Source organism: Dactylosporangium sp. NPDC005572 (assembly GCF_040605515.1).
Lineage (GTDB): Bacteria > Actinomycetota > Actinomycetes > Mycobacteriales > Micromonosporaceae > Dactylosporangium.
Genome location: NZ_JBEXCY010000162.1, coordinates 1 through 26,489 on the forward strand (window position 1 = coordinate 1; position 26,489 = coordinate 26,489).

10 protein-coding genes and 1 pseudogene are annotated in these 26,489 nt (G+C 75.9%); 8 read left to right on the top strand and 3 right to left on the bottom strand.

Annotation, left to right across the window (positions count from 1 at the left end; all coding sequences use genetic code 11):
- The 6 genes from ABZS66_RS45410 to ABZS66_RS45435 form a co-directional block, all read left to right on the top strand.
- Positions 1-3,266, top strand: a 3,266-nt coding sequence (locus ABZS66_RS45410; protein WP_354769196.1) for an SDR family NAD(P)-dependent oxidoreductase, incomplete at its 5' end; no start/stop codon positions are given.
- A 17-nt stretch (positions 3,267-3,283) separates the two neighbouring features.
- Positions 3,284-13,660, top strand: a complete 10,377-nt coding sequence (locus ABZS66_RS45415) for an SDR family NAD(P)-dependent oxidoreductase (RefSeq protein WP_354769198.1) — start codon at positions 3,284-3,286, stop codon at positions 13,658-13,660.
- 31 nt (positions 13,661-13,691) lie between these two features.
- Complete coding sequence (locus ABZS66_RS45420; protein ID WP_354769200.1) at positions 13,692-18,458, top strand: beta-ketoacyl synthase N-terminal-like domain-containing protein; 4,767 nt, start codon at positions 13,692-13,694, stop codon at positions 18,456-18,458.
- A complete protein-coding gene (locus ABZS66_RS45425; RefSeq protein WP_354769202.1) occupies positions 18,455-19,270 on the top strand; it encodes a 2-oxo acid dehydrogenase subunit E2 in 816 nt (271 codons plus the stop codon). Before ABZS66_RS45420 ends, ABZS66_RS45425 begins: the two co-directional genes overlap by 4 nt.
- Positions 19,263-20,366: an alpha/beta hydrolase gene (locus ABZS66_RS45430; RefSeq protein WP_354769204.1), complete on the top strand. Its 1,104-nt coding sequence runs from the start codon at positions 19,263-19,265 to the stop codon at positions 20,364-20,366. The genes ABZS66_RS45425 and ABZS66_RS45430 overlap by 8 nt, the downstream gene beginning before the upstream one ends.
- Positions 20,367-20,483: 117 nt before the next feature.
- Positions 20,484-21,251 (top strand): AfsR/SARP family transcriptional regulator, encoded by a 768-nt coding sequence (locus ABZS66_RS45435; RefSeq protein WP_354769206.1) that lies wholly within the window; start codon positions 20,484-20,486, stop codon positions 21,249-21,251.
- Positions 21,252-21,309: 58 nt separating this feature from the next.
- On the opposite strand, the gene ABZS66_RS45440 is transcribed toward ABZS66_RS45435, so the two are convergent.
- Genes ABZS66_RS45440 through ABZS66_RS45450 form a run of 3 tightly spaced genes read right to left on the bottom strand, consistent with a single transcriptional unit; the run spans position 21,310 to position 24,436 of the window.
- Complete coding sequence (locus ABZS66_RS45440; protein ID WP_354769208.1) at positions 21,310-21,534, bottom strand: acyl carrier protein; 225 nt, start codon at positions 21,532-21,534, stop codon at positions 21,310-21,312.
- Entirely contained in the window at positions 21,531-23,408 is a 1,878-nt protein-coding gene (locus ABZS66_RS45445; protein WP_354769210.1) for an HAD-IIIC family phosphatase, read from the bottom strand. The genes ABZS66_RS45440 and ABZS66_RS45445 overlap by 4 nt, the downstream gene beginning before the upstream one ends.
- Positions 23,405-24,436 (bottom strand): 3-oxoacyl-ACP synthase III family protein, encoded by a 1,032-nt coding sequence (locus ABZS66_RS45450; protein WP_354769212.1) that lies wholly within the window; start codon positions 24,434-24,436, stop codon positions 23,405-23,407. The genes ABZS66_RS45445 and ABZS66_RS45450 overlap by 4 nt, the downstream gene beginning before the upstream one ends.
- 191 nt (positions 24,437-24,627) lie before the next feature.
- On the opposite strand from ABZS66_RS45450, the gene ABZS66_RS45455 reads away from it, so the two are divergent.
- Both ABZS66_RS45455 and ABZS66_RS45460 read left to right on the top strand, forming a co-directional pair.
- The gene (locus ABZS66_RS45455; RefSeq protein ID WP_354769214.1) at positions 24,628-25,890 is read left to right on the top strand and encodes an FAD-dependent monooxygenase; all 1,263 of its coding nucleotides are present in this window, start codon (positions 24,628-24,630) and stop codon (positions 25,888-25,890) included.
- Positions 25,887-26,489 (top strand): annotated as a pseudogene (locus tag ABZS66_RS45460) (hypothetical protein); the annotation flags it as partial. The gene ABZS66_RS45455 and the pseudogene ABZS66_RS45460, both read left to right, overlap by 4 nt.

Here is a 26,489-nt window from a genome sequence, read left to right on the forward strand (position 1 = left end):
GCGACATCATGTGGGCAAACACCGACAACCAACTCCACCAAACGGGCAACACCCAACCAGCCCTGTTCGCGTTCCAAGTCGCCCTCGGCAAACTCCTGGCCCATCACGGCATCCGGCCGACCGCCTACATCGGACACTCCATCGGCGAAATCGCAGCCGCCCACCTCACCGGCATTCTTTCCCTCCAAGACGCCGCAACCCTCGTCACCGCCCGCGCCACCCTCATGCAAAGCCTCCCACCCGGCGGCGCCATGGCCGTCGTCACCGCCACCGAAGCTCAGATCACGCCACTACTCACACCCGGCGTCGCCATCGCCGCCATCAACACCCCCACCTCTCTGGTCCTCTCCGGCGACGCCAAAGAACTCAACACCATCACCGGCAACGCCAAAACCCTCAAAGTCAGCCACGCATTCCACTCACCACTCATGGACCCCATCCTCGACCAATTCCACGCCATCGCCGCGACCCTCACCTACCACCAACCACACACACCCCTCACCACCAACGGCGACCCCACCACACCCGAATACTGGACCCGACACCTCCGAGGCACCGTCCGCCACCACGACAACCTCCAACAACACACCGGCGCCGTCCTCCTCGAACTCGGACCCGACACCACCCTCACCACCCTCGCCGCCCAACACACCGCAATCCCCACCCAACGACCCAACACCACAAACGCCTACCCCACCGCCATCGCCCGCCTCCACCAACACAACATCCCCATCAACTGGGACAACCTGCTCCCACCCGGCCGCATCGTCTCGCTGCCGACCTACCCGTTCCAGCACGAGCAGTACTGGGTGCACCCGGCACCGTCGCCCACCGGCCTGGCCGACACCGGCCACCCGATCCTCACCGGCCGCACCGACCTGCCCGACGGCGGCGCCCTCTACACCGGCCACCTCGGCCCGCAACGCCAGCCGTGGCTCGCCGACCACACCGTCACCGACACCGTCGTCGTCCCCGGCATGGCGCTGCTCGAACTCGCCCAGTTCGCCGCCGGCGACCGTGGCATCGCCGAGCTGACCATCCAGGCGCCGCTCGTCCTCACCGGCCGCTCGCCCGCCGAGGTCCAGGTCCGCGACGACGGGCAGGGCACACTGACCGTCCACGCCCGCACCGACGGCGCCGACTGGATCCGCCACGCCGACGCCACCCTCGGCCCGGTGCCGCCCCTGGAGCCGTTCGCCGGAGCGTGGCCGCCGCCCGGCGCCGAGCCGCTCGACGTCGACGAGCTCTACCGGCACCTGGAACGGCTCGGCCTCGGCTACGGCCCCGCCCTGCGCAACGTCACCGCCGCCTGGGAGCAGGGCCCCGAGCTGTACGCCGAACTGCGCCACCCCGCACCCGGCGGCCACCTGGCCCACCCGGCCCTGCTCGACGCGGCCCTGCACGCCCTGGCCCGCACCAGCACCGAGCCCGCCCTGCCGTTCGCGTTCACCGCGGCGACCATCGCCCCGACGACCGCCGAGACCGTCCGTGCGCGCCTGACCGCCGGGCCCGGCACGGCCGCCGTCCGGCTCTACGGGCCGGGCGGGGAGCCGATCGCCGCCACGACGGTCGCGTCCCGCCCGATCGAGCTGAACGTCCGGCCGCTGTACGAGGTCGCCTGGGCCCCGGTGCCCGCCGCCGACCGGGTTGCGGCGCCGGCCGACGCGATCGTCGAGCGGCTGCCCACGGGCGACCTGCTCGACGTCACGACGCGGGCCCTGGAGCTCCTCCAGCGCGTCCTGGCCACCGACCGGCACCTGATCCTGATCACCACCGGCGCAGTCACCACCGGCACCGGCGGCGAACCCGTGCCCGACCTTCCCGCCGCCGCCGTCTGGGGCCTGGTCCGCACCGCCCAGGCCGAGCACCCCGGCCGCATCACGATCATCGACGACGACGGCACGCTCACCGACCCCGGCATCGGCGCGCCGCAGCAGGCCGTCCGCGGCGGTACCGTCCACATGGCGCGCCTCGCCCCCGCGGCCGAGCGCCCCGGCGCCGAACCCCTCGCCGTCGACCCGGCCGGGACCGTGCTCATCACCGGCGGTACCGGCGCCCTCGCCCGGCTCACGGCCGCCCATCTCGCCGCCGGGCACGGCGCCCGGCACATCCTGCTGGCCAGCCGCACCGGCCCCGGGCACCCCGACGCGCCCGCCATCACCGCGGAGCTTGCGGAACTCGGGGCCGAGGCCACCGTCGCCGCCTGCGACACCAGCGACCCCGAGCAGCTCGCCCGCCTCCTGGCCGCCGCGACCCCGCCGGTCGCGACCGTCATCCACACCGCCGGCACGCTCGACGACGCCACCGTCACCGCCCTCGACGCCGGGCGGCTGCACGCGGTACTGCGCAACAAGGCCGCCACCGCCGACCACCTGCACCGGCTGCTCCCACCCACCGCCACCCTGATCCTGTACAGCAGCGCCGCCGCCACCCTCGGCAACCCCGGCCAGGCCAACTACGCCGCCGCCAACGCCTACCTCGACGCCCTCGCCCGCCACCGACCCCGCACCCTGTCCATCGCCTGGGGCCTGTGGCAGACCGCGTCCGGCCACACCGGACACCTGAGCGACCGCGACGAGCGGCGCCTCGCCCGCACCGGCGCCCAGCCCATGCCGACCGGCGACGCCCTCGCCCTCCTCGACCGGGCCCTCGCCGCCGGCCACCCCAACCCGGTCGCCGCCCACCTCAACCTCGCCGTCCTGCGGGCCAACCGGCACCCGCTCACCGCCCCCGCCGCCGGACCGGCCCGGACGGCGGCCACCGCGGACCTCGGGCGGCAGCTCGCCGGGCTCGACGAGGGCGAGCAGCTCGGCCTGCTGCTGCGCACCGTACGGGCGCACGCCGCCGAAGTGCTGGGCCACAGCGGGCCCGGCGCCGTCGAACCGGACCTGCCGTTCAAGGACCTCGGCTTCGACTCGCTCACCGCCGTCGAGCTGCGCAACCGCCTGTCCCAGGCCACCGGCCGCCCGCTGCCGGCCACGGTCGTGTTCGACCATCCCAGCCCCGCGGCGCTCACGGCGTACCTGCACGGCGTCGTCGCGCCCCGCACCTCCGAGGCCGAGCGGGTGCTGGACGAGCTCGCGCGGATCGAGGCCGCGCTGGACCGCATCACACCCGGGGACGCCCGGCACGGCGCCGTCGCCGCCCGGCTGCAGGCACTCGCCCGGCGGATGGGCCCCGGCACGCCCGCCGGCGACGGCGGGCTCGACGCGGCCAGCGACGACGAACTGTTCGACGCACTCGACCACGAGATCGGCATCTCCTGAACAGCGAAAGGCTCGCGATGAACGAGGACAAGCTGCGCGACTACCTCCGGCGCGCGACGGCGGAGCTGCGCCAGGCCAACCGGCGCGTGCAGGAGCTCCAGGAGCGCGCCGGGGAGCCGATCGCGGTGGTCGGGATGGCCGTGCGGTTCCCGGGCGGGGTGTCGACGCCGGACGACCTGTGGCGCCTCGTGCTCGACGAGCGCGACGTGATCGGTGAGCTGCCGGCCAACCGCGGCGGGGCGTGGGCGGGCCTGCACAACCCCGACCCGGACGCGTCCGGCAAGACGTACGCGCCGTGGGGCGGCTTCCTGCACGACGCCGGCGACTTCGACGCCGAGTTCTTCGGCATCAGCCCCCGCGAGGCGGCGGCGATGGACCCGCAGCAGCGGCAGCTGCTCGAAACCGCCTGGGAGGCCCTGGAGTCGGCCCGGATCGTCCCGGCGACGCTGCGCGGCACCGCGACCGGCGTGTTCATCGGCCTGATGTACGGCGACTACGCCACCCGCCTGCTGCCCCGGCCGCCACGCGAGCTGGAGGGCCTGCTCGCGGCCGGCGGCGCCGGTGCCGTCGCGTCCGGCCGCATCGCGTACACCCTCGGCCTGGAGGGCCCCGCCGTCACCGTCGACACCGCCTGCTCCTCGTCGCTGGTGACGACCCACCTCGCCGCCAACGCCCTGCGCAGCGGCGAGTGCGACCTCGCCCTCGCCGGCGGCACCACCATCATGGCCACCCCCGGCATGCACATCGAGTTCTCCCGGCAGCGCGGCCTGGCCCCCGACGGGCGCTGCAAACCGTTCGCGAAGGCCGCCGACGGCACCGGCTGGGCCGAGGGCACCGCCGTGCTCGTCCTGGAGACCCTGAGCCGCGCCCAGGCCAACAACCACCCGATCCACGCCGTCATCCGGGCCACGGCCACGAACCAGGACGGGGCCAGCAACGGCCTCACCGCCCCCAACGGCCCGGCGCAGGAGCGGCTCATCGAGCAGGCCCTCGCCAGCGCCCGCCTCACCCCCGGCGACGTCGACGTGGTCGAGGCGCACGGCACCGGCACGACCCTCGGCGACCCGATCGAGGCGCAGGCGATCCTCAACACCTACGGCCGGCACCGCCCCGCCGACCGCCCCGTCCACCTCGGGTCGATCAAGTCGAACATCGGCCACGCCCAGGCCGCCGCCAGCGCCGCCGGCCTGGTCAAGATGGTCATGGCGATGCGCCACGGCGTGCTGCCCCGCACGCTGCACGTCGACGAGCCGACGCCGCACGTCGACTGGACCGGCGGCCACGTGCGGCTGCTCACCGAGGCGCTGCCCTGGCCCGACGCCGGCCGCCCGCGCCGCGCCGCCGTCTCCTCGTTCGGCATCTCCGGTACCAACGCCCACGCCATCCTCGAGCAGGCCCCGGCCCGGCCGGAGCCGGAGCCGGTCGCCGACGCCGCCGTGGCCTGGGTCCTGTCGGGTCGTACCGCGGCCGCGGTCCGCGACCAGGCGGCGCGGCTGCTGGAGCACGTGCGGGCCGATCCCGGGACCCGCCCGGCCGACGTGGCCCTGTCCCTGGCCACGACCCGCACCCACTTCGCCCACCGGGCCGCCGTCGTCGGCGGGAGCCGCGCCGAACTGCTCGACGGGCTGGCGGCGCTCGCCGCGGAGCGCCCGGCCCCGAACGTCGTCGCGGGCCGGGCCACGACCGGCCGGACGGTGTTCGTGTACCCCGGCCAGGGCTCGCAGTGGGAGGGCATGGCCCGCGAGCTCCTCGAAACCTCCAAACCGTTCGCCGACGCGCTGGCCGAGGCCGCCGCCGCCCTCGACCCGCACCTGGACTTCTCCGTGCTCGACGTCCTGCGCGGCGAACCCGGCGCACCGGGCATCGACCGCCTCGACGTCGTGCAGCCCTGCCTCTTCGCCGTCGTCGTCGCGTTGACCGCCCTCTGGAGACACCACGGCGTCCGGCCAGACGCCGTCGTCGGCCACTCCCAGGGTGAGGTCGCCGCCGCATACGCCGCCGGCGCGCTCACCCTCGCCGACGCCGCGGCCCTGACCGTCAAGCGCTTCCGGGCCCTGCAGCACCTCGTCGGCCACGGCTCGCTGCTGCACCTCGCCGTGCCCGCCGCCGAGGCCGAGACCCTCCTCGCCCCGTACGGCGGCCGCCTGACGATCGCCGCCGTCAACGGCCCCGCCTCCACCATCGTCGCCGGCGACCGCGACGCCCTCGACGACCTGCACGCCGCCTGCGAGGCCCGCGAGCTGCGGGCCCGCCACGTTCCCGCCACCGTCGCATCGCACAGCCCCCAGGTCGAACGCATCCGCGACCAGGTCCTCGCCGACCTCGCCGACATCCGGCCGCAGCCGGCCGGGATCCCGTTCTACTCGACGGTCCACGCCGAACCGATCGACACGACGGCGCTGACGGCCGAGTACTGGTACCAGAACCTCCGGCAACCGGTCCGTTTCCACGACACCGTCGCCGCGCTCGCCGAGGACGGCTACGACCGCTTCATCGAGATGAGCCCCCACCCGGTGCTCACCGCCGCCGCCCAGGACACCCTCGACACCCGCGACGCCCGCGGCACCGCCGTCGGCACCCTCCGCCGCGACGACGGCGGCCTCGACCGCTTCCTCACGTCGGTGGCCCAGGCCCACACCGGCGGCGCCGCGCCGGACTGGGCGAGCCTGCTGCCCGCGGGGGCCGTCACGGTCGGCCTGCCCACGTACGCGTTCCAGCGCCACACCTACTGGGCCAACCCGCTGCGCTCCGGCGACGTCACGTCGGCCGGGCTCGCCGACGCCGGCCACCCGATGCTCGCCGCGCACACCTCGCTGCCCGACGGCGGCCACCTGTTCACCGGCCGGCTCGACCCCGGCGCCGACGCGTGGCTGTCCGCCCACACGCTCGACGGCGCCGCCGTCCTGCCGGCGTCGGTCCTGCTCGACCTGGCCCTGCACGCCGGGCGCCGCCTCGGGCTGCCGCACCTGGCCGAGCTGACCCTGCAGGCCCCGCTGCTGCTCGGCCCGGGCACCGACCGAAGGCTGCATGTCCACACCGGCCCCGCGGCCGGTGGGCGGCGGACCGTCAGCGTGCTCTCCGCGGCCGGCGACGAGCCGTGGGTCACGCACGCCGAGGGCCTCCTCACCGCCGACGGGCCCGCACTGCCCCCGCCCGCGCCGTGGCCCACGGACGCGGTGCCGGGCGGCGCCGACGAGCTGTACGACCGGATGGCCGACGCCGGCATCGGCTACGGGCCGCCGCTGCGGGCCGTGACGGAGGTGCGCCGGGACCCGGCGGGGGTCGACGCAGGGATTCACGCCGAGGTCCAGCTGCCGGTCGGACTGCGGCCGGACGGGTACGCCCTGCACCCGGTCCTGCTCGACGCGGCCCTGCACCCGATCGCCCTCACGGGCCGCCGCGACCCGGCCGGCCGGGTGTCGATGCCGTTCGCGTTCAGCGCCGTCACCGTCGCCACGTCCGCGCCGCTGGACGCCGTGCGGGTCCGGCTCGCCGCCGACCCGGCCGACCCGGACCGCATCGGGCTGCGCTGGAGCGACCTCGACGGCAATCCGGTCGCGGCCGCCACGATCGCGCTGCGGACCGTCGATCCGGCGCAGGTGGTCGGCCGGCGCTCCGGGCGCCCGCTGCACGCCGTCGACTGGGTTCCCGCGCCGGCCGAGGGTGCCCCGGTCGACCCGGCCGAGATCCTTGCCCGGCCGGCCCTCGACGCGTTGCCGACGGACGCCGAGCGGTTGGTGGTCGCCCTGTCCGGCGGCGACGCCGCGGTGCCTGCGGCCGCGCGCGAGCTGGCCGGGTACACCGAGGCGCTCATCACCCGCGCGCTGGCCGCCGGGGCGCGGCTGCTGCTGGTCACGCAGGGCGCGCTCGACGGCACCGACCTGCCCGCCGCCGCGGCCTGGGGCGTCGCCCGCGCCGCGCAGGCCGCGCACCCGGGCCGCGTCGCGATCGTCGACCACGACGGGCTCCCCGAGTCCCGGGCCGCGCTCACCGACGGCGGCGAGCCGCAGCGCCGCATCCGCGCCGGCGCCGTGCAGGTGCCACGCCTGATCCGGGTCCCGGCCACGGACGCCCCGCCCGCGGCCGGGACGGTGCTCGTCGTCGGCGGGGACGACCCCCTCACCCGGGCCCACGCCGCGCGGCTCGGCGACCGGGCCGTCGTGGCCGCCGACGCAGCCGACGCAGCCGACGCAGCCGGGCACGCCGACGGGCCGATCGCGGCGGTGGTGTACACCGGCCGCGACCTCGACGGCGCCTGGCGCACCTACGAGGCGACCCGCGCCCTCGATCCGGCCGTCCTCGTCGTCCACGGCGACCTCGACAGCGCCGTCGGCGGCCCGGACGCGACGGCCGACGGCGCGTTCCTCGACGCGCTCGCCCACCGACCCGGGGTCCGCTGCCTCGTCATCGCCGGCCCCGACCGGGACACCAAAGGCGGCGCCACCTCCGACCGCACCACTAAAGGCAGCGCCGCAGACGACCGCACCACCGAAGGCGGCGCCACAGACGGCCGCACAAACGAAAGCGGCGCCGCAGACGACCGCGACAACGAGAACAGCGCCGGCGAGGCGGCCGAGCGGCTCGGCGCCCTGCTCGCCGGGGACCGGCCGGTGCTCGTCACCGCCCGCATCGCCCTCGCCGACGTCCGCGCGAACCTCGACACGCTCCCCGACGCGTACCGCGGCCTGGTCCAGACCCCCGACCGCCGCGGCGGCCCCAGCGGCGCCCTGCTGCGCCGCCTCGCGACGCTCGACGAGCCCGAACAGCGGCGGGTGGTGCTGGAGCTCGTCACCAGCCACGCCCAGGCCGTCCTCAACCTCGACACCGGCTCGGCGCTCGACCCCGCCCGACCCTTCAAGGACCTCGGCTTCGACTCCCTCACCGCGGTCGAGCTGCGCAACCGGCTCGGCGCCGCGGCCGGGGTACGCCTCGCCGCGACCGTCGTGTTCGACCATCCGACGCCGGGCGCCATGGCGGAGCACCTGCGGGCCGTGCTGCTCGGCGCCGACCGGCCGGCAACGACACCGGCGAGCGCCGCCCGGTCCGACGAGCCCATCGCGATCGTCGGCATGGCCTGCCGGTACCCCGGCGACGTCAACGACCCCGAGGACCTCTGGCGGCTCGTCGCCGGCGGCGTCGACGCGATCGGCGACTTCCCGACCGACCGGGGCTGGAACGTCGACGCCATCTACTCCGACGAGCCCGGCACCAAGGGCCGCACGTACGTGCGCTCGGGCGGCTTCCTGCGCGACGCCGCCGGGTTCGACGCCGGGTTCTTCGGCATCAGCCCCCGCGAGGCCCTCTCCGCCGACCCGCAGCAGCGGCACCTGCTCGAGGTCGCCTGGGAGACCCTTGAGCACGCCGGCATCCCGCCCGCGACCCTGCGCGGCTCGCGGACCGGTGTCTTCGCCGGCATGGTGACCCAGCAGTACGGCGGTGGCGGCGAGACCCCGGAGGCGATGCAGGGCTATCTGCTGACCGGCGGCGCGGCGAGCGTCGCCTCGGGCCGCATCTCCTACACCCTCGGGCTGGAGGGCCCGGCCATGACCATCGACACGGCCTGCTCGTCGTCGCTCGTCGCGCTGCACCTGGCCGCGCAGGCGCTGCGCAACGGCGAGTGCGACCTGGCCCTCGCCGGCGGGGCCACGATCCTGGCCACACCGGTGTTCTACACCGAGTTCAGCCACCAGCGGGGCCTGGCCCCGGACGGGCGGTGCAAGTCGTTCGCGGCCGCCGCCGACGGCACCTCGCTCTCCGACGGCGCCGGCATGCTGCTGCTGGAGCGGCTCTCCGACGCGCGCGCCAACGGCCGGCGGATCCTCGCCGTCGTGCGCGGCTCAGCCGTGAACCAGGACGGCGCCAGCAACGGCCTGACCGCGCCGAACGGCCCGGCGCAGGAGCGGCTGATCCACGCGGCGCTGAGCAACGCCGGGCTCGGCCCCGACGACGTCGACGCCGTCGAGGCGCACGGCACCGGGACCACGCTCGGCGACCCGATCGAGGCCCATGCGCTGCTGGCGACCTACGGCCGGGGGCGGACCGCCGAACGCCCGCTGTGGCTGGGGTCGATCAAGTCGAACATCGGGCACAGCTCGGCCGCGGCCGGGGTGGCCGGGATCGTGAAGATGGTGCAGGCGATGCGGTACGGCACGCTGCCCCCCACCCTGCACGTCGACGCCCCGTCGCCGCACATCGACTGGGACGCGGGCGCGGTCCGGCTCGTCACCGAGGCGATGCCCTGGCCCGACGCCGGCCGCCCGCGCCGCGCCGCCGTCTCCTCGTTCGGCATCTCCGGCACCAACGTCCACGTGATCCTCGAGGAGTCCCCGGCCCCGACCGGCCCGACCGGCCCGGCCGGCGGATCGCCCGACGGCACCCACGCCTGGCTGCTGTCCGCGCGCTCGGAGGCGGCGCTGCGGGCCCAGGCCCGGCGGCTGCAGGACGTCGCCGCGGGCGGGGCCGACGCCGGTGCGGTCGCGCACGCCCTCGCCCACCGGCGCACCCACTTCCCGCACCGGGCCGCGATCGTGGCCGCGACGGCCGAGGAGCGACTCGCGGCCCTCGCGAACCTGGCCGGGGACGAGGCCGGCGCCGGGATCGTCCTCGGCTCGCCGCGGCCGGGCGGCAAGACCGTGTTCGTGTACCCCGGCCAGGGCTCGCAGTGGGAGGGCATGGCCCGCGAGCTCCTCGAAACGTCGGCGCCGTTCGCGGCCGCCCTCGCCGAGGCGGCCGCCGTGCTCGACCCGCACCTGGACTTCGCGATCCTCGACGTCCTGCGCGGCGAGCCGGGCGCGCCGAGCATCGACCACCTCGACGTCGTCCAGCCGTGCCTGTTCGCCGTCGTCGTCGCGCTCACGGAACTGTGGAAGCACCACGGCATCCGCCCCGACGCCGTCGTCGGCCACTCCCAGGGCGAGGTCGCCGCCGCGTACGCCGCCGGGGCCCTGAGCCTGCCGGACGCCGCCCAGCTGACGATCCGCCGGTTCCGGGCGCTGCGGCGCCTCGTCGGGCAGGGCGCGCTGCTCTTCCTGCCCGTGCCCGCCGCCGAGGCCGAGACCCGCATCGAGCCCTGGCACCCGCGGCTCACGGTCGCCGCCGTCAACGGGCCGAACGCCACCGTCGTCGCGGGCGACCTCGACGCCCTCGCGGAGCTGCACGCCGCGTGCGAGGAGGACGGCATCCGGGCCCGCCCGGTCCCGGCCACCGTCGCCTCGCACAGCCCCCAGGTCGAACAGATCCGCGACCAGGTCCTCACCGACCTCGCCGACATCCGGCCCCGCCCGGGCGCGGTCCCGTTCTACTCGACCGTCCACGCCGAGCCGATCGACACGACGGCGCTGACCGCGCAGTACTGGTATCAGAACCTCCGGCAACCGGTCCGCTTCCAGGACACCGTCGCCGCCCTCGAACGCGCCGGCCACACGCTCTTCATCGAGATCAGCCCGCACCCGGTGCTCACCACCGCCACCCTCGACACCCTCGACACCCGCGGCACCGCCATCGGCACCCTCCGCCGCGACGACGGCGGGCGGGCCCGGCTGCTCACCTCCCTCGCCGAGGCGCACGTCAACGGCGCGCCGGTCGACTGGGCGCAGCTGCTGCCGGCCGACCCCGCGCCGGTGGACCTGCCCACCTACCCGTTCGAGCACGAGGACTACTGGGTCCTGCCGGCACCGGTCGCCGACGTGTCCGGGGCGGGCCTCGGCGCCGCCGAGCATCCCCTGCTGGCCACGATGACCCGCCGGCCCGACGACGGCCTGCTGTTCACCGGGCGGCTCTCCATCGGCTCGTACCCCTGGATCGCCGACCACGCCGTCGGCACCACGGTGCTGCTGCCCGGCACCGCGTACCTCGAGCTCGCCCAGCACGCCGCGGCCCGCACCACCCACCCGTACGTCGCCGAACTGACGATCCAGGCCCCGCTCGTCCTCGAACCCGACCGGGCCGCCGACCTCCACGTCGCCGTCGGCGCGCCGGACCCGGACACCGGCGAACGCACCCTGACCGTCCACAGCCGGCCGTCGGGCGCCGGGGAGGCGGCGTGGACCGCGCACGCCGAGGCCCGGCTGGCCGCCGAACCGCCACCCCCGGCCGACCCGCTGCCGGCGTGGCCGGTCGCGCACGCCGCCGCGCTGCCCGTCGAGGCGCTGTACGACCGGTTCCTCGCGGCCGGGATCGCCTACGGGCCGGCGTTCCAGGCCGTCACCGCGATGTGGCAGGCCGGACCGGACGTGTACGCGGAGGTGACGCTGCCGGACGGCGCCGACCCCGCCGGGTTCGCCGTGCACCCGGCGCTCATCGACGCGTCCCTGCACACCCTCGCCGCGTCGTGGGGCCTGTTCGACGACCCGGCCGGCGCGCCCGCGGCCGAGGTCCACCTGCCGTTCGCGTTCACCGGCACCACGATCCGCCCGACGGCCGAGCGCACGCTGCGGGTCCGCCTCACCGTCGACCCCGACCGCCCGCGCACCGCCACCCTGCACGTCGCCGAGCCCGGCGGGGCGACGGTCGTGGCCACCACCGTCACGCTGCGCCCGGTCGACCCGGCCCAGCTCGCCGCGCCCGCCCGCCTGCCGCTGCACGAGGTCGGCTGGGTGCGCACGGCCGCGGCGCCCGCGCCGCACGGCTGGGCGACCTACGGCACCGGCGTCCCGGCTCTCGCCGGCGCCCGGCACTACGCCACGCTCGACGAGCTGACCGAGGACCCACCGGCGCACCTGGCGGTTGCGGTACCGCTGCCGCCGGAGGGCACCGACGAACTGGCCGCTACCCACGCGGCCGCGGCGGGCATGCTGCGGCTGCTGCAGTGCGTGCTGCCCGGCGGGCGCACCCACCTCACCGTGCTCACCGAGCGGGCGGTCGCCACGCGCCCCGACGAGGACGTGCCCAACCTGCCCGGCGCCGCGGTGTGGGGCCTGATCCGCGCGGCCCAGACCGAGCACCCCGACCGCATCGCGATCGTCGACCACGACGGCTCGCTGACCGACGTTCCGGCCGACGTGCCGGCCGGCGAGCCGCAGCTGGCTGTGCGGGCCGGCGTCGCCCGCGCGCCCCGGCTGGCCCGCCTCGCCGACCCGCGGCCGGGCCCGGCGCCGCTCGACCCGGCCGGGACCGTCGTCGTCACCGGCGGTACCGGCACGCTGGGCCGGCTCGCCGCCGAGCACCTCGCGGCCCGTCACGGCGTGCGGCACCTCGTCCTGGCCAGCCGCACCGGACCCGGGCACCCCGACGCGGACGGCATCGTGGCCGCCCTGGCCGGACTGGGCGCGCAGGCCCGCGTGGTCGCGTGCGACGCCGGCCGGGCCGGCGACGTCGACCGGCTCCTGGCCGGGGTGACGCCGCCGGTCACCGCGATCGTGCACGCGGCCGGCATCCTCGACGACGCCACCGTGGCCAACCTGGACGAGGCGCGGCTGCACTCCGTCCTGGCCGCCAAGGCCGACAGCGCCTGGCACCTGCACCGGGCCGTCGACGGCACGGACATCACGCTGATCCTGTACGGCAGCGCCGCCGGCATCCTCGGCAGCGCCGGGCAGGCCAACTACGCCGCGGCCAACACGTTCCTCGACGCGCTCGCGCAGCGCCGCCCCGGGACCCGCACCCTGGCCTGGGGCATGTGGGCCACCACCACCGCGCTCACCGCGGGCCTGTCCGAGCAGGACCAGCGGCGCCTGCTGCGCGGCGGCAACGCCCCGATGGCCGTCGACGACGCCCTCGACCTGCTCGACCGGGCGCTGTCGGGTGAGCGGCGGCAGGTCGTCACCGCCCGCTTCGACCTGGCCGCGCTCCGCCGGCAGGCCGCCGTGACCGACGTGCCGGCCCTGTTCCGGGCCCTCGTGCCGCCGGCGCCGGCCCGCCCGGCCGCGGCCGTGGCGAGCCTGCCCGAGCAGCTGGCCCGGCTCGGCCCCGACGAGCAGCAGGAACTGGTCCTGCGCCTGGTCCGCACGCACGCCGCCGCGGTGCTCGGCCACGCCGAGCCGGACGGGGTCAAGCCCGAGCTGCCGTTCAAGGAGCTCGGCTTCGACTCGCTCACCGCGGTCGAGCTGCGCAACCGGATGATCCGCGCGGTCGGGCAGCAGCTGCCGGCCACGCTGATCTTCGACCACCCGAACCCGGCGGCGCTCGCGACGTACCTGCGTGAACGCCTCGCCCCGCCGCCCGTGTCCCCGGTCGCCGCCGTCCTGGACCGGCTGGCCGAGCTGGAGGCCGCGCTGCGAGCGCTCGACCCCGCCGCCGACGGCCGCGAGCAACTGGAGCCCCGGCTGCGCGCGCTCGCCGCCGCCTGGGACCGGCCGGACCCGACGGCCGGGGACGCCGGCGTCCGGATCGGCGCCGCGTCCGCCGACGAGATCTTCGACTTCATCGACAACCAGCTCGGCCGGTCGTCGGCATGACCGCGCGGGCAGACAGTGCGGGAGGGCACCGGTGACCGGAACCGAGGAAAAGCTCGTCGAGTACCTCAAGTGGACCACGACGCAGCTGCACCAGGCCCAGCAGCGCCTCCAGGAGACCCAGGACGCGGCCCGCGAGCCGATCGCGGTCATCGGCATGGCCTGCCGGTTCCCGGGCGGCGTGCGCAGCCCCGACGACCTGTGGCGGCTCGTGATCGACGAGGCCGACGCCGTGTCGGCGTTCCCCGCCGACCGGGGCTGGGACGCCGACGCGCTCTACGACCCGGACCCGCAGCGCTGGGGCCACGCCTACGCCCGCGAGGGCGGGTTCCTCTACGACGCCGCCGACTTCGACGCCGAGTTCTTCGGCATCAGCCCCCGCGAGGCCGCGGCGATGGACCCCCAGCAGCGGCAGCTGCTCGAGGTCGCCTGGGAGGCCCTGGAGGACGCCGGTCTCGCCGCCGACGACGTGCGGGGCAGCCGCACCGGGGTGTTCACCGGCGTCATCTACGGCGACTACGGCGGACGGCTCGTCCACGCCCTCCCCGAGAGCGTCGAAGGACTCATCGGCATCGGTACCGCGGGCAGCGTCGCCTCCGGCCGGATCGCCTACACCCTCGGGCTGGAGGGCCCCGCCGTCACCGTCGACACGGCCTGCTCCTCGTCGCTGGTCGCCACCCACCTCGCGGCCCAGGCCCTGCGCAGCGGCGAGTGCACCCTCGCCCTCACGGGCGGCACCACCATCATGGCCACCCCCGGCGTCTTCATCGAGTTCTCCCGCCAGCGGGGCCTGGCCCCCGACGGGCGCTGCAAACCGTTCGCGGCGGCCGCCGACGGCACCGGCTGGGCCGAGGGCACCGCCGTGCTCGTCCTGGAGACCCTCGGCAACGCGCGGCGGAACCACCACCCGGTCCTCGCCGTCATCCGCGGCACCGCCACCAACCAGGACGGCACCAGCAACGGCCTCACCGCCCCCAACGGCCCGGCGCAGGAGCGGCTCATCCGCGACGCGCTCAACGGCGCCGGGCTCACCCCGGCCGACGTCGACGTCGTCGAGGCGCACGGCACCGGCACGACCCTCGGCGACCCGATCGAGGCGCACGCCATCCTCAACACCTACGGCCGCGACCGCCCCGCCGACCGCCCGATCCACCTCGGGTCGGTCAAGTCGAACATCGGCCACACCCAGGCCGCGGCGGGCGCCGCCGGGATGATCAAGATGGTGATGGCGCTGCGGCACGGCATCCTGCCCCGCAGCCTGCACGTCGACGCGCCGTCCCCGCACATCGACTGGACCAGCGGCAACGCCCGGCTCCTGGACGAGGCCCGGCCCTGGCCCGACACCGGCCGCCCGCGCCGCGCCGCCGTCTCCTCGTTCGGCATCTCCGGCACCAACGCCCACGTGATCCTGGAGCAGCCCCCGCAACCGGAGCCGACCGGCGCGGCACCGGACGGGCGGCCGGTGGCGTGGCCGCTGTCCGCGCGCACCGACGCCGCCGTGCGCGAGCAGGCCGGGCGGCTGGCCGCGTACCTCGACGCCCACCCCGGCGCCGACCTGGCCACCGCGGGCCGGCGGCTGGCCGGGCGCACCCCGTTCGACCACCGCGCCGTCGTCGTGGCCGCCGACCGAACCGCGCTGCGGTACGGCCTGCAGGCCCTCGGCCGCGGCGAGCCCTCCCCGGCCGTGGTCCGCGGCACGGCGGGCGCCCCGGGCGGGCTGGCGGTGCTGTTCACCGGGCAGGGCAGCCAGCGCTCCGGGATGGGCCGGGAGCTGTACCGCGCCTACCCCCGCTTCGCCGAGGCCCTCGACGAGGCCTGCGCCCACCTCGACCCGCACCTCGACGCTCCGCTGCGCGAGCTGATGTTCGCCGACGCGGACGAGCGGCTGCACCGCACCGGCTACACCCAGGCCGCCCTGTTCGCGCTGGAGGTGGCGCTGTACCGGCTCGTCACCGCCTGGGGCCTGCGCCCGGCGCTGCTGCTCGGCCACTCGATCGGCGAGCTGGCCGCCGCCCACGTCGCCGGGGTGCTCGACCTGCCCGACGCGGCCCTGCTCGTCGCCGAGCGCGGCAAGGCCATGCAGTCCCTGCCGGAGGGCGGCGGCATGCTGGCCGTGCAGGCGTCGGAGTCCGACGTCGAGCCGCTGCTGACCGGGGGCGTCGGCGTGGCCGCGGTCAACGGCCCCCGCGCCGTCGTGCTGTCCGGCCCCGCGGCCGCCCTGGACGACCTGGCGGCAGCGCTGCGACGGTCCGGTCACAAGGCGAAGCGTCTCGTCGTGAGCCACGCGTTCCACTCCGCCCTGATGGACCCGATCCTCGAGCGCTTCGGCGCGGTCGCGAGCGGGCTGACGTACCGCCGCCCGCAGCTGCCCGTCGTCTCCAACGTCACCGGCCGCCTCGCCGCCGGCGACGACCTGGTCACGGCCGACTACTGGGTGCGGCACCTGCGCGGCACGGTCCGCTTCCACGACGGCCTGCGCGAGCTCGCCGCCCGCGGCGCCGGTGCCCATCTGGAGCTCGGCCCCGACGCGGTGCTGTCCGGCCTGGTACCCGCGGACGGTGTGGCGGTGCCCCTGCTGCGGGCCCGCCGCCCGGAGCCGTGGGCCGCCGTCACCGCTGCCGCCCAGCTGCACGCGACCGGCCGCCCCGTCGACTGGGCCGAGGTGACCGCGCCCGGCTCCGGCGCGCTGCCGGCCGCGCTGCCCGGCTACCCGTTCCAGCGCCGCCGGTTCTGGGTCGACACGCCCGCCGCAACCGTTGCCCCGGACACCGACACCGCGTTCTGGCGGACCGTCGCGGACGGCGACCCCGAGGCCCTCGGCGACCTGCTCGGCCTGCCCGACCACGGCCGTGAGGCGCTCGGCGCGCTGCTGCCCCGGCTGGGCGCCTGGCACCGGCGGGGCTCCTGGTTCCACCGCCTCGACTGGCAGCGGGTACCCGACGCCGACCCGGCAGTGCTCCCCGGGCTCCCCGGCCGCTGGCTCGTCGTCGCCCCGCCCGGCGTCCCCACCGGCGATGTCCTCGAGGCGTTGCACGGGGCCGGCACCGAGGCCGGCGCCGCCACGGTGACCGGCCTCGACCGGGCCGCGCTGGACGAGGGGCTGGCCGGGCGGGCCTTCGACCACGTGCTCTGGCTGCCGGCCGTTCCCGGCGGCGGCGGACCCGGCGAGGCGGCCGGCGACCCGCAGGTCGCCCTGCGGGCGACCGTGGCGCTCGCCGACGCGATCGACGACGCCGCGCCCGAGGCCCGGCTGTGGATCGCCACCGCCGGGGCGGTGACCGCGACGGACGCCGACGTCCCCGGCGCCCACGCGCACGCGGTGCTCTGGGGGCTGGGCCCGATCATGGCCGTCGAGCGCCCCCGCCGCTGGGGCGGCCTCGTCGACCTCCCGGCCCACCTCGACGCCGCCGCCGGTCGCCGGCTCGCCGTCGCGCTGTCCGGCGCCGCGGGCGACCAGGTCGCCGTGCGGGCCGCCGGAACCTTCGCCCGCCGCCTGGTCGCCGAGAAGACCGGCCCGGGCGGACCCGGCGATCCGCAGTGGACACCGACCGGCACCGTGCTCGTCACCGGCGGCGACCTGCCGCTCGGCCGGGACGTCGCCCGCTGGCTCACCGGCGCCGGCGCCGCCGAGGTCGTGCTCGCCACCCCGCCGGGCACCGAGGTGCCCGACCTGACCGCCCTGGAGGCCGAGCTCGCCCGGCGCGGCGCCAAGGTCACCGCGGTCGCCTGCGACCTCACCGACCCGGGCGCGGTGACGGCCCTCGTCGCCGGGCTGGCGACCGAGCCGGGGCCGGTACCGGCGTCCGGGCGGGCCCCCGCGACGTGCCCCGTGCCGGTGCTGCTCCCGGTGCCCGCGACGGCCCGCCGGCCAGTGCCGCCCCCGCCCGCGCCGCCCCGGCCCGGCCGCCGTCGGCTGACCGCGATCGTGCACGCCGCCGGCGCCCGCGCCACCGGACCGGAGGCCCTCCGCGCCGCTGGAAACCTCGACCGCGCCGCCGCCGCGCTCGGCCCGCACGCGACCATCGACACCGGCGCCACCGGCGCCGCTGCCGCGCTCGGCCCGGACGCAGCCATCGCCGCCGACGCCACCGACGGCGCCACCGCGCCCGGCCTCGACGCGTTCGTGCTCTTCGCGCCCGCCGCCGGCCTCTTCGGCGCCCCCTCCCGCCCGGAGGACGGCCCGCTGCACGCGTGCCTGGAGGACATGGCCGCCGCCGCCCGCGCCGAGGGCCGCCCCGCCCTCTGCGTCGCCTGGGGCCCCACCGGCTGCCCCGGCGAGGAGGACCTGCACCGGTGGGGCCTGCGCGACGTCGTGCCGGCCCTGGCGCTCGGTGTGCTCGCCCGGGCCGGCACCCGCGCGCAGGGTGCGCCGGTCATCGCCGAGCTCGACCCGGCCGGCGCCGCCGCGCACCGGCTGCATCGCGGGCCGCGACCTGCGCACACCGCCGCCCCCGACGGTGACCTGGCCCGCGAACTGGGCCGGGAACTGGCCGGGTGCACCCCCGACGAGCAGGTGGCGCGGCTGCTCGAAGCGGTGCTGGAACAGGCCGCCGCCGTCCTCGGCCTGGCCGCGCCCGGCGAGCTCGACCCCGACGCCAGCCTGCTCGACGTGGGCTTCTCGTCGTTCGCCGCGCTCGAGCTGAGCAACCGGCTGCGCCAGGCCGGTCTGGAGCTGCCGCCCGTGCAGATCCTCGACAACCCGACCCCGCGCGAGCTCGCGCTGTTCCTGCGGGCCGCGCTGATCCCCACCGACGAGAGGACTGACGTGACCGCCCTTGCCACCCCGGTGCGTGCGACGTGAAGGCCGAACCGGTCATCCGCCAGCACCGCACGACGCTGGACTTCCTGCGCCATATCCGCGCCTTCTCCCCCGTGTTCCTGGACACCGACGTCGACATGAGCGGCGTGCGGGCGCACCGGGCGGCGGGGCGGCGCTACTCGACCGTCACCTACGCGCTGCACGCCGCCGCCGGGGTCCTGGCCCGGCACCCGCACGCCAACGCCCACCTCGCCGGTGGGCGCCGGCCGAAGGTGATGCGGTACCCGGCGGTCAGCGGCAAGTTCGCCATGGACAAGACGTTCGGCGGGCAGCGGGTCGTGATGACGGCGGTGCTGCCCGGCCTGGACACGGCGAGCCTCGACGAGATCCAGGACCGGGTCGAGCACTACCGCACCGGCGACCCGGACACGATGCCGGAGTACGAGCGGGTGCGCCGCATGCAGCGGCTGCCCGGGCCGCTGCGGGCCGCGCTGTTCGGCGTCGCCGCCCGGTCCCTGGCCCTGCGGCCGAGCGTGTTCGGCACGTTCGCCGTCAGCTCGCTCGGGCACCGGGCCGTCGACGGGTTCTACTCCGTCGGCGGCACCACGATCACGCTCGGCCTCGGCCGGATCGCCGACCGGCCCGTGGTGCGCGACGGCGGGCTCGGCATCGCCCCGCTCATGCGGATGACGCTGACCTTCGACCACCGGGTCATCGACGGCGCCGAGGCGGCCGACGTGCTGACCGAGATCAAGGCGGCCCTGGAGGCGTACGCGGCGCCGGCCGAGAGCCCGGCCGTGACCCAGGCCGTGACCGAGACGACCGCGCAGCCGGTGGGGGTGGGCCGTGAATGACCTGAGCGAGCTCAAGAACTACGTCGTCGCGCACGCGAAGACGCAGCGCCTGCAGGGGTACCAGCAGGTGCTGGACCGCATCCGCACCGACGGCTCCGGGCCCGGCTCGTGGGCGCACGAGTGGTCGGCGGCCGCGAAGGAATGGGAGCGACAGGGCAAGATCCGCGACGCCTGCCGCGGCTTCGTCATGGCCCGCTTCCCGTTCGTCGACGGGGAGCCCCGCCGGGAGGCCCAGGACAACGCCGTGCGCGCGTTCGGCGAGTGGGCGCGGACCGAGCGCATCGAGCCGCTCACCGTCGACGCGCCGGGCGGACCGCTACGGTGCTGGACCATCGGGCTGTCGCGCACCGAGCGCCGGCCGCTCGTGGTCATCATGGGCGGCATCGTGTCCGTCAAGGAGCAGTGGGGCTCGATGCTGCCGTTCCTGCGCAAGCAGGGGCTCGCCGGCATCGCCATGGAGCTGCCCGGCATCGGGGAGAACACCGGCGTCTACACGGCCGAGAGCTGGAAGCAGCTGCCCGCGGTGCTCGACGCGGTCCGGGACCGCTGCGACGTGACGCGCACCTACGCGCTGATGTTCAGCTTCAGCGGTCACATGGCGCTGCGCTCGGCCGTCGACGACCCGCGCATCCACGGCATCGTCACCGGCGGCGCGCCCGTGCGCGGCTTCTTCACCGACGACGTCTGGCTGCGCAAGGTGCCGCAGGTGACCCTCGACACCCTGGCCCACCTGACCGGCCACCCGGTCGCCGAGCTGCCCGAGGTCCTGCCCGGCTGGGCGATGTCGCCGGGCGACCTGGCGGCGCTGGACATCCCGGTCGCGTGCTCGGCCAGCCTGCGCGACGAGATCATCCCGCCGTCGGACCTGCGCATCCTGCGCGAGAACGTCCGGCAGCTGTGGCTGCTCGAGCACGACGACGTGCACGCCGCGCCCGCACACTTCGTGGAGACGCAGCTGTTCGTCATGCAGTCGCTGCTGCGGATGCGGAATGTGCGCAATCTGCAAAGCCTGGGCGTCGGGCTGCTGCTGCGCGTGGCCAGGGCCAGGGGCCGTCGCATCACCGCCGCAGCCGCGAAACAGACCGGTAATCCATAGCGCTGCGAGCCGCCCACGACAAGGGCACATAGGGGTTCCTGCGGCTGCCCGTTGGTACCTACGTTGATGGCTGTAGGTACCAACGGGGAACCGACAACAGCACCGGAGGACTTGCTCATGCGCTACGAGGTGTTGGGACCGCTCCGTGTCGTCCACGACGGGCTGCCGTTCAGCGTCGGCGGGCACAAGGTCGAGACCCTCCTCACCGTGCTGCTGGCTCGCGCGGGACAGCTGGTGACGCACGATCAGCTCATGTCGGAGATGTGGGGCGAGCGGCCGCCCCGGCGGGCCACCGCGGGCCTGCACGTGTACGTGTCGCAGCTGCGCAAGTTCCTGCAGCGCTCGGGGCGCACCGACAGCCCGGTCGTCACCCGGCCGGCGGGCTACCTGCTCGAGCTCGGCCCGGACGAGCTCGACGCGCACAGGTTCCTGGAGCTGGCCGGGCGGGGCCGGGCCGAGATCCGCGAGCTGCGCCACGACGCGGCCAGCGAGACGCTGAGCGCGGCGCTGGGGCTGTGGCGCGGCCAGGTCCTCGACGACCTGCGCCCGGGCCCGATCCTCGAGGGATACGTGACGTCGCTGATGGAGACCCGCATCGAGTGCGAGGAGCTGCTCATCGAGGCCCGGCTCCACCTGGGACGGCACCGCGAGCTGATCTCGCCGCTGTACGCGCTCACGGCGTGCAACCCGCTGCGGGAGGCGCTGTACCACCATCTGATGCTGGCCCTGTACCGCTCGGGCCGGGCCGCCGACGCGCTGCAGGTGTTCCAGTCGGTGCGCCGGCTGCTGCACCGCGAGCTCGGCCTGGAGCCGTGCCGGCAGCTGCAGGACCTGCAGCGCGCCATCCTCAGCGCCGACCGGCTGCTGGACCGCCGGGCCGCCTGAACCGTCGCGCACGAGAGAGCCGGCCCCGGGCGGGGCCGGCTTCGTCGCATGACCGCGCCTACGCGGCGTACAACGCGAACAGCTCCTCGATGTTCGGCGCCTCCAGCAGCGCCGGCAGCGGCACCTGCCGGTCGGTGGCCTCCTCCATGTGGGCCACCATCCACAGCAGGTGCACCGAGTCCCAGCCGGGCAGCTCGTCGAGCCGCCGCCCGGCGTCGTCCGCCGTCACCTCCAGGCCCAGCTCGTCGCGCAACAGCGCGATGAACTCGTCGATCGTGGTCACCGCGGGCTCTCCTCCTCGTTCTCGACCAGCCGCACGTACTGCGGCACCTCGGGCAGCTCCGCCAGGTCGTGGCGGTACGTCGTGGCGGCCTCGTCCTCGTGCACCGCCAGGAACCCGTGGCGGGGCAGGAAGTCGCGGACACCGGCGTTCTTCTTCGTCGGCCGGTAGGTGCCGTGCACCGCGGCCGCCCCGCCGTCGCGGGCGGCGCGCAGCACCGCCGCCAGGCAGGCCTGCTCGATGCCGCGGCTGAAGACCCGGCAGCTGAGCAGGAAGTTGTCGATGTGCACGCCGTCGTCCTCGCGCCGGGTGAACACGGCGCCGACGATGCCGTTGTCGCCGAAGCGGTCGGCCGAGCGGATCGCGTGCACCTCGCGGCGCGGATCGGCGACCACCGCGTCGAGCTCGGCCGGCTGCAGCCGGTCGGTGGTGAGGTTGAACTGGTTGGTGCGCAGTGTCAGCTGGGACAGCCGCCCCAGGTCGCGGGGCCGCGCCGGGCCGAAGCGGACCACGACGCCGAGCTCGCGCAGGTAGTCGTCGAGGGACTGGAACGAGTGCAGGAAGTCCGCCCGGGTGCGCTCGTCGCGGTAGCGGCCGGGCCGGGCGCGGTCGTCGGCGGTGACCTCCCGCACGTCGAACCAGCCGTCGGCGAGCAGCCTCGCCACGTGCCCGGCCGGGTCCTCGCCGACCGCCACCACGGCCACCTCGGGCAGCTCGCGGCGGACCAGGCCGCACTCGTACGGGCTGTCGTCGACGAACACGAAGCTGTCCAGGCCCACGTTGAGCACGGCCGCCGTCTCGCACAGGTTGCCGGGCTTGGGCTCCCAGTTGGCGCTGACCCGCACGAAGTCCTCCTCGCGCAGCGCCAGCTCCGGGTGCGTGCGCAGCACCTCGCGCACCGGCTCGAGGTCGTTCTTGCTGACCGCGGTCACGAGCACGCCCTGCGCCCCGAGCTGGCGCACGGTGCGCTGGAAGGCCTGGAACGCGTCGCCGCGGTACCCCCCGGCGACCTCGATCCCGTCCGGCCCGTCCTCGCCGAGCACGCCGCCCCACACGGTGCCGTCCAGGTCCAGCGCCAGCACCTTCTTCGTCCGGCCGAGCTGGTGGCGGGCCAGGTGCGCGACCTGGCGGGCGTAGGCGGCCAGCAGCTCCGGGCGCAGGTGGGCCTTGGCGTAGACGCTCAACCGGGCGTCGTCGGCGCCGACCCCCTCGGCCAGCAGCGGGTCGAGGTCGAGCACGACCAGCCCGGGATGGCGCTCGGCCAGCGCGAGCAGGTCGGCGTTGCCGGTGCGCCAGGCCGCGCCGAGCCGGGCCCGGGAGCGGTGGTCGACCAGCTGCGCGGCGAAACGACGGGGCAGGGGCAAGGTGTTGTACACCAGCGTGCCGGACCCGTGCCCGCCCGCCTGACCGGCCAGCCAGTCCAGCAGCTGGACCTTGCCGGCGAGCGTCTTCGCGGCGTCGTCGGCGCTCCACGGCACCGGTATCTCGTCGAAGACGATCATCGGGTCGAGCACGCACAGCGTCAGGTCGGCGTTCGCCGCGGCCAGGGCGCTGCCCGGGTCGGACAGGTCGGCGACGTAGCTGTCGAAGCTCGACGTCACCGGGCGCAGCAGCAGCCCGTGCCGGGCCAGCTCGGCGGTCAGCGCGGGCACCAGCGGGTTCAGCGTGCCGTGGCCGGTGACGGCGACCGTGACCGCGGTCACGCCGGGGTGCGCGGCCAGGACCTCGTCCGGGTCGAGCCGGGCCAGCAGCTGCCCGGCCCAGCCGAGGCGCTCTTCGGGCAGCTCGGCGAGCAGGGCGGGCACCTCGGGGTACGACGCGACGAGTTCCCGCCCGCGGTGCAGCTCGCGCAGCCGGTCCTGCGCCGCGGTACTCACGGCATCTCCACGGCGAAGCCGGACTTGATCCACTTGCTGGACTCGATCGCCACGCCCAGCGCCCGGTCGCCCGCGCCCATCCGCGGCAGCAGCAGCTCGAGCTGGAAGAACGGCAGCGCGTTGCCCATGTTGCCGGTCTCGCGCACGCACGAGATCTCCTGCAGCCCGGCCACGTCGAGCAGGCCGGTGATGCGCTCGGTCATCTGCCCGGACAGCTGCGGCGGCAGGAGATAGTCGGCGTCCTCGACGCTCCAGTCCAGCTCCTCGAGCAGCTCGTGGAACATCTCGACGGCCATCGCCGGTACCGCCTCCTCGATCGCCTTGTAGTCCTCGGCGATCGGCAGGTGGTCCGGCAGCGTGTCGCCCCAGCCGAACCAGTCGGCGCTCTGCCCCGGGGCCCGGTTCAGGCCGGTCAGCCGCACGGAGACGTGGCGCAGCAGCGGCGCGCCGGGCGCCGGGTCGCGGCTGAGCACCGCGGCGCCAGCGCCGTCGCCGAACAGCACCGTGTTGACGAGGTGGCCCGGCTCCATGCGGCGCGGGTCGAGGCCGGGGCGGAAGTGCTTGAAGCAGGTGTCGGCCCCGATCACCAGCGCGGTGCGGTGCCGGCCCGCGATGAGCAGCTGGCTGGCCACGTCGAGCGCCTGCAGCGCGCCGGTGCAGCCGGACTGCAGCTGGAAGGTGGTCAGGTCGTTGACGCCGAGCCGGTCCGCGACGATGTTCACCGTCGCGGGGATCAGCTGGTCCGGCGACCAGGTCGCCATCACGATGAGGTCGAGCTCCCCCGGCTCGATGCCGGCGTTGGCGATCGCGCGGCTGCCCGCCTCGGCGCCGAGCTCGGCCAGGCTGTACTCGCGCTTGCCGGTGTCGAGGTCGAACGCGAAGTGCCGGAAGCTCGTCCCGACGTAGGTGTCGATCCACTGCGCGAACGACGCGGTCATCTTGAAATGGCGGGCCAGTCCCGCGTTGTCGATCGGCGCGCCCGGCAGGGCGGTGCCGATCGAGCGGATGTGAACCCTGGGATCTGCCATTGCACGTCCTCCTCGCGGCACGATGGCTTCGCGCACGATCCTCGGCCGCCGGGCTAAGCCCGGACTAACGCGCGGCTTGGCCCGCCGCCGCGCGTCGCCGCCCGGGATCGGGGGCGATAGGGGTGTCCGGCGCGGCGCGGCGGCTCGTAGCGTTCCGTCAGGCGCGACCAGGCCGGCCCCAAGGAGGCGCAATGTCCGTCCCGGATCCCAGCTCCGTTCCGGAGCAGACCGACGTGCTGGTGGTGGGCGGCGGCCCCGCCGGCGCGCTGCTCAGCTGCATGCTCGCCCGCCGGGGCATCGACGTGACGCTGGTGGAGAAGCAGGCCACGATCGAGCGTACGTTCCGCGGCGACACCATCACCGGCCCGTCGCTGCTGATGCTCGACAAGCTCGGCTTCGGCGAGGCGATCCGCCGCCACGGCACGCAGCCGGTGGAGCGGATGGTGATGTTCATGGAGGGCCGGCGGGTCATGACGCTGGAGTACGGCCGCCTGCGCAACGGCACCGTGCCCGTGGACATGCCGCAGCCCGCGCTGCTGGAGATCATCAACCGGGCCGCCGCCGAGGAGCCCGGCTTCCGGTTCTTCACCGGTACCGCCCTGAGTGAGCTGGTCGAGGAGAACGGGCGGGTCGTCGGCGCCGTGCTGCGCCGCGGCGAGGAGCGCATCACCGTGCGGACCCGGCTCGTGGTCGGGGCCGACGGGCGGTTCTCCAAGGTGCGCAACGCGGCCCGGATCGCCGCGAACATCACGCCGATGGAGCGCGACGTGCTGTGGTTCCGGCTGCCACGCCCGGGCGGGTGGCCGCCGCAAACCGAGTTCTTCGTCAACCGCGACCGCCACGTCGTGGTGATGCCGACGTTCCCGGACGCGCTGCGGGTCGCCACGAACCTGCCGAAGAAGGCCCTCGGCGAGTGGCGCAAGGCCGGCCTGGAGACGATGAAGCGCAACATCCGCGAGCTCGACCCGCGCCTCGGCCCGCTCATGGACGAGGGCCTGCACAGCTGGGACGACACCAGCTTCCTGGAGATCTTCACCGCGCAGGTCGACGAGTGGACCCGCGACGGGCTGCTGCTCATCGGCGACGCCTCGCACACCGTCACGCCGATCCTCGGCCAGGGCATCAACCTCGCGATGCAGGACTGCATCGAGGTCACTCCGCTGCTGGCCCGGGCGCTGTCCGGGAGCCGGGGCGTGGTGCCGGCCGCGACGTTCGCCGAGTTCGTCGCCCGTCGCCGCCGGCACAAGGACAACGTGGTGCGCTACCAGGCCCGCAACGAGTCCGGGCTGGTCGCCAGGACCCCGCTGCAGACCCTGCGGCGGCGGCTGCGGTACCAGATCCTCGACCACATCCCGGGCCGCTACCGCTTCGCCCCGGCGATCCTGTCCGACGCCTATCCCATCGACCCGGACGACCTGCGCTCGGCCGGCAACCAGCAGAAGGTGCCCGCATGAACGACCTGCTGACCGTCGTACCGGACGCGGTCCGGGACCTCGAGGCGGCCGGCCCGGCCGGGGTGGCCGCGATCACCGCCGCCGACCCGGTCGACGCCGCCTACTACGCGCTCCTCCTCGGCATCGCCCTGGAGACGCCCGCGCCGCCGGCCGGGCTGCGCGACGCGATCCGCGCCGCGGTGCCGGACCTGCTGGCCCTGGCCGCGGCGCCGGGCGAGCCGGGGCGGACCCTCGCCCTGGTGTTCCTCCTCGGCCACCTGCCCGAGGAGCGCGCGGCGATCCTGGCCGCGGCGCCGGGCCTGCCGATCGGCGACGACGACCGGGACCGGCTCGGGCGCTGCCTGGCCGAGGTCGACCTCGACGACCCGGAGCTGACCCGGGTCTGGCCGCACCCGGCAGTGTGGCGCGACCTGTCCGAGGAGGACCGGGCCTTCGACCGGGCCTGGATGCGCGGCCTCGGCCCGGGGAACGCCGCCATGGCGTCCACGTTGGACACCGTGTCGCTGCTGGCGTACGCGGGCGCCCTGGCGCTGTGGACGCTGCGCGACGGCGCGACCGGCGACGGCCCCGACCCCGACCTCGCGCTGCCCGACGCCGGC